Source organism: Pseudomonas fluorescens (genome assembly GCF_001648775.1).
Classification (GTDB): Bacteria; Pseudomonadota; Gammaproteobacteria; order Pseudomonadales; family Pseudomonadaceae; genus Aquipseudomonas; species Aquipseudomonas fluorescens_M.
Window position 1 is genome coordinate 61,723 of the sequence record NZ_LVEJ01000029.1, and the last position, 12,904, is coordinate 74,626.

Genomic DNA, 12,904 nt, shown 5'->3' on the forward strand with positions numbered 1-12,904 from the left:
TGCATGACCGATCACGCCTTGCTTCTGGTCAACCTGGGTTCCCCGGCCTCAACCTCAGTGGCCGATGTGCGCAGCTACCTCAATCAATTCCTGATGGACCCGTACGTGATCGACCTGCCGTGGCCGGTGCGGCGTCTGCTGGTGTCGCTGATCCTGATCAAGCGCCCGGAGCAATCGGCCCACGCCTATGCATCGATCTGGTGGGACGAGGGTTCACCGCTGGTGGTGCTCAGTCGTCGCCTGCAACAGCAGATGACCTCGCAGTGGACCCACGGCCCGGTGGAACTGGCGATGCGTTACGGCGAGCCGTCGATTGAAACCTGTTTGCGCAAGCTGGTGGCGGCGGGGCATACGCGCATTACGCTGGCGCCGCTGTATCCACAGTTCGCCGACAGCACCACGACCACGGTGATCGAAGAAGCCCGGCGGGTGATTCGGCAGAACAAACTCGACGTGCAACTGTCGGTGCTGCAACCGTTTTACGATCAGCCGGAATACCTCGACGCGCTGGTTGAAAGTGCCCGACCGCATCTGCAGCAAGATTACGATCACTTGCTGTTGAGCTTCCACGGTTTGCCCGAGCGGCATCTGACCAAGCTCGATCCGACCGGCAATCATTGCTTCAAGAGTGACGACTGCTGCAAGAACGCCTCGCCTGCTGTGTTGGCGACCTGTTATCGCGCGCAATGCCTGCGCACAGCAGCGCTGTTCGCCGAGCGCATGGGCCTGCCGGATGGCAAATGGTCGGTGTCGTTTCAGTCGCGTCTGGGCCGGGCCAAGTGGATCGAGCCGTACACCGAAGCGCGGCTGGATGAGCTGGGTAAAAGCGGCGTGAAGAAGTTGCTGGTAATGTGCCCGGCGTTTGTTGCCGATTGCATCGAAACGCTGGAAGAGATTGGTGATCGCGGCAAGGAACAGTTCCGCGAAGCGGGGGGCGAGGAATTGGTGCTGGTGCCGTGCCTGAACGACGACGTGCAATGGGCGCAGGCCTTGGCAACCCTCTGCGAGCGAGCACCGCTGGCCCTCTAAAAGCCAAAAGCTTCGCGAGCAGACTCGCTCCCACATTTGAATGCATTTCAATGTGGGAGCGAGCCTGCTCGCGAATACTATCTGTCAGGCGATAAAGATCTAAAGGTTAGATCAGCGGCTCATCCGCCTTCTTGTTCTTCCAGCCATCATTGCCCGGCAGGATCAGGTTCAGCGCAATCGCCACCACCGCGCACAGCGCGATGCCTTTGAGGCCGAAGTCGTCTGGACCGGTGCCAGTGCCGACCAGCACACCGCCAATCCCGAACACTAACGTCACCGACACGATCACCAGATTGCGTGCTTCGCCCAGATCGATCTTGTGACGGATCAGGGTGTTCATCCCCACCGCTGCGATCGAGCCGAACAACAGGCACAGAATCCCGCCCATCACCGGCACTGGAATGCTTTGCAGCAGCGCGCCGAACTTGCCGATAAACGCCAGGGTGATGGCGAAGACCGCCGCCCAGGTCATGATTTTCGGGTTGTAGTTTTTGGTCAGCATCACTGCGCCAGTCACTTCGGCGTAAGTGGTGTTTGGCGGGCCGCCGAACAGGCCGGCGGCGGTGGTGGCAATGCCGTCACCGAGCAGGGTGCGATGCAGGCCCGGCTTCTTCAGATAGTCACGACCGGTCACGCTACCCACGGCAATCACGCCGCCGATGTGTTCAATCGCCGGGGCCAATGCCACCGGAACGATGAACAGAATCGCCTGCCAATTGAATTCCGGCGCGGTGAAATGTGGAATTGCAAACCAGGGCGCGGCGGCAATCTTCGCGGTGTCGACCACGCCGAAATAGAACGACATGGCAAAACCGACCAGCACACCGGAAATGATCGGCACCAGACGGAAGATGCCTTTACCGAACACCGCCACGATCAACGTGGTCAGCAGCGCTGGCATCGAGATCAGCATCGCGGTCTGGTAGTGGATCAGTTCAGAACCGTCGCCAGCCTTGCCCATCGCCATGTTCGCGGCAATCGGCGCCATGGCCAGGCCAATGGAAATGATCACCGGACCAATCACTACCGGCGGCAGCAAACGGTCGATGAAGCCCGTGCCTTTGATCTTCACGGCAAGGCCGAGGAAGGTGTAGACGAAACCGGCCGCCATCACGCCGCCCATGGTCGCAGCAAGGCCGAACTGGCCCTTGGCGAGAATGATCGGGGTGATGAAAGCGAAGCTCGACGCGAGAAACACCGGCACCTGACGCCCGGTGACGATCTGGAACAGGATCGTCCCCAGACCCGCGGTAAACAGTGCCACGTTCGGGTCCAGGCCCGTGATCAGCGGCATCAGCACCAAAGCGCCGAAAGCCACGAACAGCATCTGGGCGCCGGACAGCACCGTGCGCCAGAGCGGATCGTTGAACTCTTGCTGCATGGTTACGCGTCCTTCTGCTTGGTGCCGAAGATCTTGTCACCGGCGTCGCCAAGCCCTGGGATGATGTAACCGTGCTCGTTCAAGCGCTCATCGATGGACGCGGTGTAGATGGTCACGTCCGGGTGAGCTTTTTCGACTGCTGCGATACCTTCCGGCGCGGCCACCAGCACCATGGCGCGGATGTCTTTGCAGCCAGCCTTTTTCAGCAGGTCGATGGTCGCAACCATCGAGCTGCCAGTGGCGAGCATCGGGTCGATGATCATCGCCAACCGTTCGTCGATTTCCGGAACCAGTTTTTCCAGATAGGTGTGCGCTTGCAGGGTTTCTTCGTTGCGGGCGACGCCCACAGCGGAAACCTTGGCACCCGGGATCAGGCTCAGCACGCCTTCGAGCATGCCGATGCCGGCGCGCAGGATCGGCACGACGGTGATCTTCTTGCCGGCGATTTTCTCGACCGACACGGTGCCGCACCAGCCTGCAATATCGTAGGACTCCAGCGGTAAATCTTTTGTAGCTTCATAGGTCAACAGGGCGCCGACTTCCTGAGCAAGCTCACGGAAGTTCTTGGTGCTGATATCGGCGCGGCGCATCAGGCCGAGTTTATGACGGATCAGCGGATGGCGGATCTCGAGGATGGGCATGGAAAAACTCCGGCGGCGGGCAAAAAAACCGGCCTAGATTAATCTATCCGAGGGTGATGTCCTATAGGACATTCTGTACGTTAGTCCATAAAGGCTTGATTCGGCCTCAATGGATGCGTACCTTTGCCCGCTTTTCCAATTCCGCCACCCCTGGAGAGCGCCATGTCCGCTGATCTCGAGCATATCCGTCAAATCATGCGAGAGGCTGACTGCCTGTACACCGAATCTGAAGTCGAGGCCGCCATTGCCCGCGTCGGTGCACAAATCAACGAACAACTGGCCGACAGCAACCCGGTGGTGTTCTGTGTGATGAACGGCGGGCTGATTTTCTCCGGCAAATTGCTGACGCATCTGCACTTCCCGCTGGAAGCGTCTTACCTGCACGCGACCCGTTATCGCAACGAAACCAGCGGCGGCGACCTGTTCTGGAAAGCCAAGCCGGAAGTCTCGTTCATCGACCGCGACGTGCTGATCATCGACGACATCCTTGATGAAGGTCACACCCTGGGCGCGATCATCGACTTCTGCAAACACGCCGGCGCGCGCAAAGTGCACACCGCCGTGCTGATCGACAAGGATCACGACCGCAAGGCGCGTCCTGACCTGAAAGCCGATTTCGTTGGCCTGCCGTGCATCGACCGTTACATCTTCGGTTACGGCATGGACTACAAAGGCTACTGGCGTAACGCCAACGGGATCTTTGCCGTAAAAGGCATGTAATCCGCGCCTCGATCCAATGTGGGAGCGAGCCTGCTCGCGAAAGCGATCTTTCATTCAGCATAAGTGTTGAATGTGAAATTGCCTTCGCTAGCAGGCTAGCTCCCACAGTTGTTTTGTGTGTGCTGATCCATCCGCGATACCCATGCTAGAGTGCTCGGCCCCGCCCTCCGGAGCCTGTCATGCGCCTCTTGATCCGCAGCTTCGCCGCCCTGTTGCTGACCCTCAGCCTGCCCCTTTGCGCTGCGCCCATGCACAGCCAGTTCCTGCCGCCGGACGACCTGACCGTGCGCGATGCCGAGCCCGAGCAGCAGCAACTCATGCAGGTCACCGATTATTCCGTGGTCGTCGGCGCACAACGTCAGTCCAATCAACAACCGATCCCGGTCACTTCACCGCTGCTGATCCGCCTCAAGGGCAAGTCCCTGAACAAAGGCGCGACCATCACCCAGGTACTGGTCAATTTCGACGGCGAAAGCAAAAGCCTGAAAAAGCCGCTCTACGACGACAAGAGCAAGACCCTGACGTTGTTTTATCCACAGGCCCAATACCGCGTGATCATCGATCTGCTGCGCAATGACACCGTGTATGTGCAGTTCCTCAGTTATGCCAATGGCCACATCTGGGCCGATTTGCACACCGGGGCGGTGCGTTCGCGTTGAGCCGGGCCGCCGGGCAGGGGTAAACTGCCCGCCCCGTGTCATGTCTGCGAGCTGGAGTCGGCAATGCGTAAAGATAAGAAACAAGTGATTGGTGACGAGATCGGCGATGAGCAGATCAAGCTGTTCCTCGATTTTGAACCGGTCGACGCCACTTCGCCGTCGCTGCACAAACTGATCAAGGCCTACCGTGGTCTGCGCATCGACGACTTCGAACGCTTCCTCGGCTTCTTCGTTGCGGCGGGTTATGAAGTCGATGGCAAGGACGAGCAGGGCAAGACCTTCGTTGAGCTGATCGCCGATCAGCGCAACGCCCCGGACTACATCGAGCTGATCGAAAAGTCCCGCACCTGAGACTTTTCCCAAGCATAAAAAAACGCCCCGCACTCACAGAGTACGGGGCGTTTTTTATGCGGCAAGATCAAGCGTAGCTTGGGGTCTCGCTGCTTTCTTCAACCAGCTCCAGCGCGATGTTGTTCTGCGTGTTGATCTTGCGATACAGCGCAGCATCGGTTTCCAGAACCTTTTCACGGGCCGGGAAGATCTCGGCCAGTTTGCCGGCCCACTCACCCTTGGCCTTGGCCGGGAAGCACTTCTCGATCAATTCCAGCATGATCGAAACGGTCACCGACGCGCCTGGCGAAGCACCGAGCAGGGCGGCGAGGGAACCGTCCTTGGCTGCAACCAGTTCGGTACCGAATTGCAGGATGCCGCCCTTTTTCGGGTCTTTCTTGATGATCTGCACGCGCTGACCGGCCACTTCCAGGCGCCAGTCTTCGGCTTTCGCTTCAGGGTAGAAGCGGCGCAGCGAATCCAGACGCTGTTCCATCGATTGCATCACTTCGCTGACCAGGTACTTGGTCAGGTCCATGTTGTTTTTCGCCACGGCCAGCATCGGCCCGATGTTGCCGGCGCGAACCGACAGCGGCAGGTCCATGAAGGAGCCGTGCTTGAGGAACTTGGTGGTGAAACCGGCGTAAGGTCCGAACAGCAGGGATTTCTTGCCGTCGACCACGCGGGTGTCCAGGTGCGGCACCGACATCGGTGGCGAACCCACCGCGGCCTGGCTGTACACCTTGGCCTGATGCTGTTTGACCACTTCCGGGTTGTCGCAACGCAGCCACTGGCCGCTGATCGGGAAGCCGCCGAAGCCTTTGCTTTCTTCGATGCCCGAGGCCTGCAGCAATGGCAATGCCGCGCCACCTGCACCGAGGAAGACGAATTTGGCATCGACTTCACGGGTGTTGCCGCTGTTGACGTCCTTGATGCTGACGGTCCAGCCGCTGCCGTTACGCTTGAGGCCAGTGACGCGCTTGCAGTATTTGACTTGCGCGTCCGGCGCGCTGGTCAGGTGCTTGAGCAACTGATTGGTCAGGGCGCCGAAGTTGACGTCGGTGCCGTTCATCACGCGGGTCGCGGCAAGGACTTCGTCCGGCGAGCGGCCCGGCATCATCAGCGGCATCCACTCGGCCATCTTGGCCTTGTCTTCGGTGTACTCCATGTCGGAGAACGCGTGATGCTTGTGCAGCACGTCGAAGCGCGACTTGAGGAAGGACACGCCTGAGTCGCCCTGGACGAAACTCAGGTGCGGCACCGGGCTGATGAAGGATTTGCACGAGCCGAACGTGCCTTTTTTGGTCAGGTACGACCAGAACTGCTTCGACACCTCGAACTGGGTGTTGATGTGCACGGCTTTCTTGATGTCGACGGTGCCATCGGCGGCTTGCGGCGTGTAGTTCAGCTCGCACAGGCCAGCGTGACCGGTACCGGCGTTGTTCCACGGGTTGGAACTCTCCGCAGCACCGGAATCCATCAGCTCGACGACTTCCAGCTTGATCGCGGGGTCGAGCTCTTTGAGCAGTACGGCCAAGGTGGCACTCATGATGCCGGCCCCAACCAGTACTACGTCGACTGCTTCGTTATGCGCCATTTAACGCGTCTCCAAAATCTGCAGCACCAAATTGTCGGCATGGCTGCCAGGCGTTCCGGGACAGATCAATTGTGTCCAGGCTATCCGTGGTCAGGTTCGCCATGTCCGAATCTTCGCAATTTTTCGCAACTTCGACGGATGCATGCGGCCTGGCTTTCAAGAGCTCCATGAACTCATTTCAGCACGTGGCTGGCAATTCGACTTATGGTCGAGACATCCGTTTTTGTGCAACCAAATCCGTAGCGGACAGGCTTCAGGCTCCGATGTTCGAGGTATACCCGGTCCTGTGTCGTTGGGCTGTTTCAGACGCTAATGGTGCATGTTCAGACGCAAAACTATTCATTTGCTCGCCACACTCTTGTGAAGTTGTGAAAACCCGTTTTTTTCACGCTCTTTTGAAGACGTGAACCTCAAAAAAGGGCTGTCCAGGCTTGGCACCGTGCCCGAAGGGCAAAAACAACGCGGCGGCCGAGCGTATGACAGCTCTGCAGATTCGCGAAAAGCGGGTTTTTGCCGGAAGAACAGGCAAGCGCGCCAACTTCACTCGATCTGTGTGGGCGGCTCTCTGTGGGCGATTTTGATGTCGATGCAAGCGCATTGACGCTGTTGCGGGGCCCGATCAGGAGACGTCCTTATAATCGGGGGGAGATTGTATCGAAGAAATGCGGGCAGTTGCTCGTGTTTAATGACTTTTATTAGGCATCCGGTCAGATGCTCAACATCGCCTGCACCCGTGCGCGGGGCTGCGACGCTATGACGCGGGCGCTGGAGGGCAGTGGCTGGTGTAACCAGTTGAGGCGGATTTCTTCGATTTCCACCCAACCGTCGCCCATCGGTTGCAGGCTGCACTGCTTGAATGCCTGGCAGTGGCCGTTACGGTCGAGCAGGGCAAAGCTGCGGTGCAGCGGGCGTGGCGCGAACAACGAGATCAGATAACGCATGGTTGAGTACCTTGTGGGGGACTGATTGCAAGGTTGCCAACACGCCGTGACGTGAACGTGTATGCCGGGTGAATAATCTGTGACAGGAACCGCTTTCCCACGGGTTTGTCAGACATTTCAGTATTCGCTGCCGGGCGCTGGTTACCCGCAGTGGCCCACCGCTATACTGCCGGCCTGTTTGTGCCTGATTCTGGAGAGAAGAGCATGTTGCAACGCCTGTTGTTCGGTTTGATCACTGTGGCCGGTTTGACCCTGGCCGGCTGCGCCCACAGCCCGCAACAACTGAGCCCGGAGCCGAAGCTGACCACTCAGCTGCCAGCGGTCGGTCGTGGCCAGCCAGTCGTGGTGCGCGTGGTTGACGGTCGTCCGTCGCCAACCCTCGGTACCCGTGGCGGTCTGTACCCGGAAACCAGCGCCATCACCGTGCAGCGCGAGCAGATTCTGCCGAAGTTGCAGGCTCAGGCTGAAGCCGCCGTGCGTCTGCTCGGGTTTACCCCGACCAACAACGCGCCGAATGCTCCACAGCTGACCGTGACCCTGGTCGAGCTGAAATACCAGTCGCCGAAAGAAGGCATGTACGTGACCGAAGCGACCATCGGCGCGACCTTCCGCTCCGACGTGCAAAACGCCAACCGCCGTTACAGCGGCCGTTACGGCGCGTCGCTGGATCAGCGTTTCGGCATGGCGCCGAACCAGGAAACCAACACCAAACTGGTCAGCGATGTATTGAGCGATGCGCTGACGCGTCTGTTCAAGGATCCGACGGTGGGTCAGGTTCTGGCTGAGTAAGTTTTCGGCTGATGTGAAAAAGCCCGGGGCCAGTGATGGTTCCGGGCTTTTTTGTGGGTGTCAGGTTCGGGACTTGTGGCGTATGGGAAATCGATCCCCCTCACCCCAGCCCTCTCCCCCAGGGGGGCGAGGGGGAAGGGAGCCGATCGGGGGCTTTTCAGAACCGGAGTTCACCTCGAGTTTTTCAGGTCGATGTACCTCGACCAAACAACTCGGTCAGTCCCCTCTCCCCCAAGGGGGCGAGGGGGAAAGGGAGCCGGTCGGGGGCTTTTCAGAACCGGAGTTCACCTCGAGTTTTTCAGGTCGATGTACCTCGACCAAACAACTCGGTCAGTCCCCTCTCCCCCAAAGGGGGCGAGGGGGAAGGGAGCCGATCGGGGGCTTTTCAGAACCGGAGTTCACCTCGAGTTTTTCAGGTCGATGTACCTCGACCAAACAACTCGGTCAGTCCCCTCTCCCCCAAAGGGGGCGAGGGGGAAGGGAGCCGGTCGGGGGCTTTTCAGGATCTGAGTTCGGCTGGATATTTCAGGTCGATGTACCTCGAATAAACACCTCGGTCAGTCCCCTCTCCCTCCGGGAGAGGGCTAGGGTGAGGGTGCTTTTGCTTTTAGGCAGCCTGCGAGTAAAAGTCGAGCACGCTAACGCCCGTCAGCAAATCCGTCTCGGGCAAATCCGCATGCTGATGCCCGCCCAGCGCGCAATACACCAGCCAATGGCGATCCTGAACATTGAAGGCGAGGCTGCCGACGAGGCTTTGCTGTTCGTCGTAAGGGGTAATGAGATAAAGGCGATCCTGGTTTTCAGCGTGAAGCATGTCGCGTTCCATGTGTGTTTCGAGGCGCGCAGGGTGGCCTATCCACATGACGATGCCGTGACACAGGACAGCCATCGGTCGATTGTCAGGTTATTTATCGCAAAGGCTGGGGCAGATGAGGGAGGTTTCGGTAGAATCCGCGCCGCGGTCGTCGGTCTGGCGTCTGCCACACCGGTTTAGATTGAGGTCTGTGATGTCGCTGCACTTGATGACGCTGTTTACCGCCCATCCCGCCAAATTGATCAACCTGCTGGCGCTGCTGTTGGCGTTTCCCGGCAGTTGGCTGTTGCACGCCACTCGCCGCCGTGAACAGCGCGCGATGGCCAGCATCGCCGCCCAGCGCCAGGCGCAGCCCAATGCCGAGCCGATGCTGGATTGGGCGACGTTGCGCATGAACCGGTTTTTCTATCGATTTGGTTTTGCTTGCCTCGCTCTGGCCCTGATCGTCTCCTGGATCAGCACGCGCTTCTAAAGCGCCAGGCATAAAAAACGGCGCCCGAGGGCGCCGTTTTTGCGTCTGCTGATAACCACTTACAACGGCAGACCAGCCTTCACGCGGTACTGATTACGCACCGGCGTCGCATATTGCAGGACCAGATACGGACGATGTTCCTCAGGGCACGCATCCAGTCGGCTCTGCCACTCTTCCTGCGCCTTGGCCAGTTCATCGGCCGGGAACACCTCGGCAGCCTTCGGCACATTCAGTTGTGGATCAGCATCAGCCCACTGCGCGTACGCCAGATAGTGCACCGGGAATAACCGGTAACCGCCAAGAATCTGCTTGTCCATCTCGACCGCCAATTGCTTGGTGTCTTCGAACCGCTCGCTGATCGGCGCGGCGAAGTTCACGTGCACGCGGCCCTTATAGCCGGTGATGCCCTTGGCAATGCTCACGTCATCCTCGCCCGGCGCTTTCGCGTAGGTGCCGGTGGTGGCGCGGATGTATAGCTCGCGGGCCTTGGCCTGGTCGCACGGATCGTATTCGTAGCTGATCGACACCGGGGTGACGTTCAGCGACTGGATCACTTCACTGAACGGCTCGTCCTTGCGGCTCATGTGGAACATCTTGAGGATCGCCGACTCGGTGCGGTCATCGCCATCCTTCGCCCGGCCTTCAGCCTGAGCGATCCAGATCGAGGCGCAATCGTTGCGGATCGAGTGGTTGATGTACGCCGACAACAGTTGATACGCGGCCATTTTTTCGCGACGGCCGGTGATCGAACGGTGGACGATAAAGCTCTTGTTCAAGCGCATCAGATCGCTGACAAACGGCTTTTGCAGCAAGTTGTCGCCAATCGCGATACGCGGCGTCGGCAGCCCTGCGTGGTACACGGCGTAGTTGACGAAGGCCGGGTCCATGACGATATCGCGATGGTTGGCGATGAACAGATACGCGCTGCCCGACTTGAATTGCTCGACACCGGTGTAGGTCACGCCGTCGGTGGCGCGCTCGATGGTGTGGTCGACGTAGGACTCGACCTTGTCCTGCAACGTCGCCACCGACGTCACGTCGGCGAACTCACGACGCAGCCGATGGGCTATAAGTGGTTTGAGCATCCAGCCAAAAGCACCGGCAAAACGCGGGAAGCGGAAGTGGGTGAGGATATCTAGAAACGCCTTGTCGCCGAGCAGTCTTGCCAGTACCACAGGTACTTCGCTGTCGTCGTAAGGTCGGATGGCATCGAATTCGCCCATCATGCTCTCTTGTTAGAAACGGCTAGGGTAAGTAAAGGTTTTGATCGAAAACCAACGGGGCACGGTCTGAAAAGGTAGCCAGACAAAAATAGCCCTGCAAATAGACCGGCGATTATACGCACAAGTCACTTGGGAGACCGCGATGCTGGAAACCGAGCGCTACGAATGTCCGTATTGTGGTGAGCAAGCTGAAGCGGTTCTGGATTTGTCGGCTGGGGATCAGACCTACATAGAGGATTGCCCTGTGTGCTGTAGGCCGATCACGTTCACGCTGCAAACCGATGGTCATGAATGGATGCTCGAAGTCCACAGCGAAAACGAGTGAGGCGCGCCCATGCAGCGAATCTACGAGCCGGAAAACCTGATGGAAGGCGAAATGCTCAAGGGCATGCTCGCCAGCGAGGGCATCGAAGCGCATCTGGTGGGCCGCGATTTGCTCGGCGGCACCGGTGAGCTGCCGATCTTCGGCCTGCTCGGGCTGTCGGTGGATAACGATCAGGCCGAGTACGCCCGCGAGCTGATCACCGCGTACAATGCCGCGCTGCCGCTGCCCGGCGATGAACCGGAGAGCTTCCCCGGAACGCTGGTCTGTTAGGCTGAGCTTCGTTTTACTTCAGAGTCGTGTTGCCCCATGTGTGGACGTTATGCCCTGTTTCGCTGGAACCGCGATTTCGCGGCCCTGCCAGGTTTTCCCGCCGATCAGCAGGCGCAGTGGAACATTTCCCCCAATGATTCGGTGTTGATGCTGCGTGCCGGTGAAACCGGTGAGCGCACGCTGGCCCGTGCCCGTTGGGGGCTGACGCCGCCGTGGTTGACCGATCTGTCGAAAACCCCGGCGCATGCCCGGGCGGAAACCGTGGCGGAACAACCGATGTTCCGAGAAGCGCTGCGTCTGCGCCGCTGCCTGCTGCCGGCCAACGGTTTTTATGAATGGCGCGGGACCCAGCGCAAACGCCCGTACTGGCTGACGCCGGGGGAGGGCGCTTCGCTGTTTTTCGCGGCGATCTGGGAGGCGTATCCGGTGCAGGAGCAGGTGTGGCTGAGCACTGCGGTGATTACGCAACCGGCGTCGAGTCAGCGGCGGCCGTTGATTCTCGATGAGGCGGGGCAGGCGGCGTGGCTAGATCCCGAGACGCCGTTGCATGTGTTGCAGGGGTTGCTGGCCAGTGAACCGGCCGTGTTGCGGGAGAGGGTGTTGGCGAATCTGATCAATGATCCGAAACTCAATGGGCCTGAGTGCCTGACCCCGGGTTAAAGCCTGTAGATCAAAAGCCCCTCACCCTAACCCTCTCCCAGAGGGAGAGGGGACTGACCGAGTTGTCTACCGTCATGCATCGACCTGAAAAATCGTGGCGATTATGGATTCGGTGAAAAGCGTTCAAGTCGGTGTACTTCGTCAATATCCCCCAATCAGTCCCCTCTCCCTCTGGGAGAGGGTTAGGGTGAGGGTGCTTTTCGCTTTTCAGACCTTGAACTGATTGATCAACCGCCGCTGTTGCTCCGCCAGTTTGGTCAAATCCGCACTCGCCGAGCTCGACTCATCCGCGCCGCCCGCCACTTCATTGGCCACTTGCCCGATATTGATCACGTTACGGTTGATGTCATCCGCCACCGCGCTCTGCTCTTCTGCGGCACTGGCGATCTGCGTGTTCATGTCGTTGATCACCGACACGGCTTGAGTAATCGTCTCCAGCGCCTGCGCCGCTTTCGCCGCATGCTGCACGCTTTCGTCGGTGCGGTTCTGGCTGTCTTCCATGACCCGCACCACATCGCGAGTGCCCTGCTGCAGTTGCTGAATCATGCTCTGGATTTCTTCGGTGGCTTTCTGGGTTTTCTGCGCCAGATTGCGCACTTCATCCGCCACCACGGCAAAGCCGCGACCCTGCTCGCCGGCACGCGCCGCTTCAATCGCCGCGTTCAGCGCCAGCAGGTTGGTCTGCTCGGCAATCCCGCGAATCGCCGTGAGGATCGCGTTGATGTTCTCGCTGTCCTTGGCCAGGGTCTGCACCACATCGACAGCCTTGCCGATTTCCAGCGCCAGCACGCCGATCGAGTTCGAGGTGTCACGAACGATCTGCATGCCCTGACTCGCCGCCTGATCGGCATGGCTGGCCGCTTGCGCAGCCTGCGTGGCGTTGCGCGCGACGTCCTGCGCGGTGGCGGTCATTTCCTGCACCGCCGTGGCGACCTGATCAATCTCGGCCATCTGTTTCTGAATACCGATGTTGGTGCGAATCGCGATGTCAGCGGTGTGTTCCGAGGAATCACTGACGCTCTGCACCGATGTCACCACCTGCGTGATCATCGC

Annotated in this window: 16 protein-coding genes; 9 read left to right on the plus strand and 7 right to left on the minus strand. The window is 59.4% G+C overall.

Annotated features, from left to right (window positions below):
• Positions 1–3: 3 nt before the first annotated feature.
• Positions 4–1,029: a ferrochelatase gene (gene hemH / locus A8O26_RS25610; protein WP_064120460.1), complete on the plus strand. Its 1,026-nt coding sequence runs from the start codon at positions 4–6 to the stop codon at positions 1,027–1,029.
• Between the two features lie 106 nt (positions 1,030–1,135).
• Here hemH and A8O26_RS25615 read toward each other — a convergent pair whose 3' ends face one another.
• Positions 1,136–2,410 carry a uracil-xanthine permease family protein gene (locus A8O26_RS25615; protein WP_008086144.1) on the minus strand — a complete coding sequence of 425 codons (1,275 nt, stop codon included), beginning with the start codon at positions 2,408–2,410 and terminating at the stop codon, positions 1,136–1,138.
• A 2-nt stretch (positions 2,411–2,412) separates the two neighbouring features.
• The gene (upp, locus tag A8O26_RS25620) at positions 2,413–3,051 is read right to left on the minus strand and encodes a uracil phosphoribosyltransferase (protein WP_007912842.1); all 639 of its coding nucleotides are present in this window, start codon (positions 3,049–3,051) and stop codon (positions 2,413–2,415) included.
• Positions 3,052–3,213: 162 nt separating this feature from the next.
• Between upp and A8O26_RS25625 the strand changes: the two genes are divergently transcribed.
• From A8O26_RS25625 to A8O26_RS25635, 3 genes are all read left to right on the plus strand, one after another.
• Complete coding sequence (locus tag A8O26_RS25625) at positions 3,214–3,771, plus strand: hypoxanthine-guanine phosphoribosyltransferase (protein ID WP_007912840.1); 558 nt, start codon at positions 3,214–3,216, stop codon at positions 3,769–3,771.
• A gap of 179 nt (positions 3,772–3,950) precedes the next feature.
• Positions 3,951–4,430 carry a hypothetical protein gene (locus A8O26_RS25630; protein ID WP_064120461.1) on the plus strand — a complete coding sequence of 160 codons (480 nt, stop codon included), beginning with the start codon at positions 3,951–3,953 and terminating at the stop codon, positions 4,428–4,430.
• 63 nt (positions 4,431–4,493) lie between these two features.
• Positions 4,494–4,781 carry a PA4642 family protein gene (locus tag A8O26_RS25635; protein WP_064120462.1) on the plus strand — a complete coding sequence of 96 codons (288 nt, stop codon included), beginning with the start codon at positions 4,494–4,496 and terminating at the stop codon, positions 4,779–4,781.
• 67 nt (positions 4,782–4,848) lie between these two features.
• Here the strand turns inward: A8O26_RS25635 and mqo are convergent, their stop codons facing one another.
• Both mqo and A8O26_RS25650 read right to left on the minus strand, forming a co-directional pair.
• Positions 4,849–6,357, minus strand: coding sequence for a malate dehydrogenase (quinone) (gene mqo / locus A8O26_RS25640; protein ID WP_064120463.1), 1,509 nt, complete (start codon positions 6,355–6,357; stop codon positions 4,849–4,851).
• Positions 6,358–7,064: 707 nt separating this feature from the next.
• Positions 7,065–7,298 (minus strand): hypothetical protein, encoded by a 234-nt coding sequence (locus A8O26_RS25650; protein ID WP_064120464.1) that lies wholly within the window; start codon positions 7,296–7,298, stop codon positions 7,065–7,067.
• A 204-nt stretch (positions 7,299–7,502) separates the two neighbouring features.
• Here A8O26_RS25650 and A8O26_RS25655 point away from each other — a divergent pair, with 204 nt between their 5' ends.
• On the plus strand, positions 7,503–8,087 hold the full coding sequence (locus tag A8O26_RS25655; protein WP_064120465.1) for a YajG family lipoprotein: 585 nt from the start codon (positions 7,503–7,505) through the stop codon (positions 8,085–8,087).
• A 607-nt stretch (positions 8,088–8,694) separates the two neighbouring features.
• Here A8O26_RS25655 and A8O26_RS29585 read toward each other — a convergent pair.
• Positions 8,695–8,901, minus strand: coding sequence for a hypothetical protein (locus A8O26_RS29585; RefSeq protein ID WP_008083982.1), 207 nt, complete (start codon positions 8,899–8,901; stop codon positions 8,695–8,697).
• A gap of 193 nt (positions 8,902–9,094) precedes the next feature.
• Between A8O26_RS29585 and A8O26_RS25665 the strand changes: the two genes are divergently transcribed.
• Positions 9,095–9,373 (plus strand): hypothetical protein, encoded by a 279-nt coding sequence (locus A8O26_RS25665; RefSeq protein ID WP_064120467.1) that lies wholly within the window; start codon positions 9,095–9,097, stop codon positions 9,371–9,373.
• A 59-nt stretch (positions 9,374–9,432) separates the two neighbouring features.
• On the opposite strand, the gene A8O26_RS25670 is transcribed toward A8O26_RS25665, so the two are convergent.
• Positions 9,433–10,596: a 1-acyl-sn-glycerol-3-phosphate acyltransferase gene (locus A8O26_RS25670; protein WP_172828210.1), complete on the minus strand. Its 1,164-nt coding sequence runs from the start codon at positions 10,594–10,596 to the stop codon at positions 9,433–9,435.
• A gap of 142 nt (positions 10,597–10,738) precedes the next feature.
• Here A8O26_RS25670 and A8O26_RS25675 point away from each other — a divergent pair, with 142 nt between their 5' ends.
• From A8O26_RS25675 to A8O26_RS25685, 3 genes are read left to right on the plus strand one after another with little or no spacing between them, the layout of a single operon-like run.
• Complete coding sequence (locus A8O26_RS25675) at positions 10,739–10,921, plus strand: CPXCG motif-containing cysteine-rich protein (RefSeq protein WP_064120469.1); 183 nt, start codon at positions 10,739–10,741, stop codon at positions 10,919–10,921.
• 9 nt (positions 10,922–10,930) lie between these two features.
• Entirely contained in the window at positions 10,931–11,191 is a 261-nt protein-coding gene (locus A8O26_RS25680; protein ID WP_025109321.1) for a putative signal transducing protein, read from the plus strand.
• 36 nt (positions 11,192–11,227) lie between these two features.
• Positions 11,228–11,851: an SOS response-associated peptidase gene (locus tag A8O26_RS25685; RefSeq protein ID WP_064120470.1), complete on the plus strand. Its 624-nt coding sequence runs from the start codon at positions 11,228–11,230 to the stop codon at positions 11,849–11,851.
• 207 nt (positions 11,852–12,058) lie between these two features.
• Here the strand turns inward: A8O26_RS25685 and A8O26_RS30715 are convergent, their stop codons facing one another.
• Positions 12,059–12,901 carry a methyl-accepting chemotaxis protein gene (locus tag A8O26_RS30715; protein ID WP_437339890.1) on the minus strand — a complete coding sequence of 281 codons (843 nt, stop codon included), beginning with the start codon at positions 12,899–12,901 and terminating at the stop codon, positions 12,059–12,061.
• Positions 12,902–12,904 lie beyond the last annotated feature (3 nt).

What these genes read in the sequence shown, in the direction of transcription:
- hemH (WP_064120460.1), top strand. Translation starts at nt 4, where the DNA reads ATGACCGATCACGCCTTGCTTCTGGTCAACCTGGGTTCCCCGGCCTCA.
- A8O26_RS25615 (WP_008086144.1), bottom strand. Translation starts at nt 2,410, where the DNA reads ATGCAGCAAGAGTTCAACGATCCGCTCTGGCGCACGGTGCTGTCCGGC.
- upp (WP_007912842.1), bottom strand. Translation starts at nt 3,051, where the DNA reads ATGCCCATCCTCGAGATCCGCCATCCGCTGATCCGTCATAAACTCGGC.
- A8O26_RS25625 (WP_007912840.1), top strand. Translation starts at nt 3,214, where the DNA reads ATGTCCGCTGATCTCGAGCATATCCGTCAAATCATGCGAGAGGCTGAC.
- A8O26_RS25630 (WP_064120461.1), top strand. Translation starts at nt 3,951, where the DNA reads ATGCGCCTCTTGATCCGCAGCTTCGCCGCCCTGTTGCTGACCCTCAGC.
- A8O26_RS25635 (WP_064120462.1), top strand. Translation starts at nt 4,494, where the DNA reads ATGCGTAAAGATAAGAAACAAGTGATTGGTGACGAGATCGGCGATGAG.
- mqo (WP_064120463.1), bottom strand. Translation starts at nt 6,357, where the DNA reads ATGGCGCATAACGAAGCAGTCGACGTAGTACTGGTTGGGGCCGGCATC.
- A8O26_RS25650 (WP_064120464.1), bottom strand. Translation starts at nt 7,298, where the DNA reads ATGCGTTATCTGATCTCGTTGTTCGCGCCACGCCCGCTGCACCGCAGC.
- A8O26_RS25655 (WP_064120465.1), top strand. Translation starts at nt 7,503, where the DNA reads ATGTTGCAACGCCTGTTGTTCGGTTTGATCACTGTGGCCGGTTTGACC.
- A8O26_RS29585 (WP_008083982.1), bottom strand. Translation starts at nt 8,901, where the DNA reads ATGCTTCACGCTGAAAACCAGGATCGCCTTTATCTCATTACCCCTTAC.
- A8O26_RS25665 (WP_064120467.1), top strand. Translation starts at nt 9,095, where the DNA reads ATGTCGCTGCACTTGATGACGCTGTTTACCGCCCATCCCGCCAAATTG.
- A8O26_RS25670 (WP_172828210.1), bottom strand. Translation starts at nt 10,596, where the DNA reads ATGGGCGAATTCGATGCCATCCGACCTTACGACGACAGCGAAGTACCT.
- A8O26_RS25675 (WP_064120469.1), top strand. Translation starts at nt 10,739, where the DNA reads ATGCTGGAAACCGAGCGCTACGAATGTCCGTATTGTGGTGAGCAAGCT.
- A8O26_RS25680 (WP_025109321.1), top strand. Translation starts at nt 10,931, where the DNA reads ATGCAGCGAATCTACGAGCCGGAAAACCTGATGGAAGGCGAAATGCTC.
- A8O26_RS25685 (WP_064120470.1), top strand. Translation starts at nt 11,228, where the DNA reads ATGTGTGGACGTTATGCCCTGTTTCGCTGGAACCGCGATTTCGCGGCC.
- A8O26_RS30715 (WP_437339890.1), bottom strand. Translation starts at nt 12,901, where the DNA reads ATGATCACGCAGGTGGTGACATCGGTGCAGAGCGTCAGTGATTCCTCG.